This window comes from Streptomyces sp. NPDC059398 (assembly GCF_042751845.1).
Lineage (GTDB): Bacteria > Actinomycetota > Actinomycetes > Streptomycetales > Streptomycetaceae > Streptomyces.
The window spans coordinates 1-1,104 of sequence record NZ_JBHYWP010000045.1; the positions used below are offsets into that span (position 1 = coordinate 1).

At 69.3% G+C, this 1,104-nt stretch carries 1 protein-coding gene and 1 tRNA gene; both read left to right on the forward strand.

The window, feature by feature from the left end:
* Positions 1-159 precede the first annotated feature (159 nt).
* Positions 160-846: a DegT/DnrJ/EryC1/StrS family aminotransferase gene (locus ACFXBC_RS17935; protein WP_385024626.1), complete on the forward strand. Its 687-nt coding sequence runs from the start codon at positions 160-162 to the stop codon at positions 844-846.
* A gap of 121 nt (positions 847-967) precedes the next feature.
* Positions 968-1,040: transfer RNA gene (locus ACFXBC_RS17940), tRNA-Thr, on the forward strand.
* The last annotated feature ends 64 nt before the right edge of the window (positions 1,041-1,104 follow it).

Here is a 1,104-nt window from a genome sequence, read left to right on the forward strand (position 1 = left end):
AAGAATCATAGTACTCCGGGGCGGGGGCGCGCCCGGGGGCCGCCCCCCCCCCCCCACAAAAAAAAAAACCCCCCCGCCCCCCTAACCCCCGCGCCCCCCCCCCCACGTTTTTTTATGCCCTGTCACTTGGTGTTCACGTGCGCCGAGCACCATGCAGCCATGAGTACCGCGAGGTTCCTGAAGTCCGCAGGCGTCGGAGTGGGCGATGAGGTCGTCGTGTCGGCCTACGGTGATGCCGAAGCGGCCGCTGCCGTGGTGATGGCCGGGGCCAGGCCGGTCTTCGCCGACATAGATTCCGGGAGTTACTGCCTCGACCCGGATGCGGTCGCCGCCGTTCTCACCCCCCGTACCACCGCCGTGGTGGCGCTCGCAGCCTTCGGGCACCCGCCGGACCTGGTGCGCATCGGTGAACTCGGGCGGGTGCACGGGCTCCTGGTCATCGGCCCCGGAGACACCGCCCCGGAGGTTGCCGCGGCGGACGAAGTCGAGCAGCGCCGTTCGCACGCTGCGTACCTGGGCGACCGGCTGACCGGTGTCCGGACACCGGTGCCGAACGCCGCCCACACGTACCGGAGTTACGTGGTCCGGGTGCCCGGCAACGGGCGTCCCGACCGTGATGCCTTCGCCCAGGCCCTGCGGCGCAGGGGAGTGGGGTGCGAAGTGCCCGTGGCGACACCCGTCCACCGGATGCCGGCCTTCCGGCGCGATGTCAGGCTGCCCGAGACCGAGCAGGCTGCCGACGAGACCCTCGCGCTTCCGGTGCACGGCGCGCTGCGCCGGCGTGAACTTCAGCGCATGGTCGCCTCGTGCAACGCGCTCGGAGGTCTGCTCCAGCCGGCTTTCTGAGCAACTCCTCTGCCAGGCAGGTGCGTTGGGCGCGGTGCGCGGCGATGTGCTCAGGCGGAGCCGTGAGGGTGTGGTGGCGGGAAGCACCTTCGACTTCGGGTATGATCTATCTCGTTGCTGCGCCCCAATAGCTCAGTCGGTAGAGCGTCTCCATGGTAAGGAGAAGGTCTACGGTTCGATTCCGTATTGGGGCTCTCACACCGAAAGGGCCCCCCCCGGGTGTGGGTGGGGGGGTCTCTGAGGGGGACTCTGTGGGGC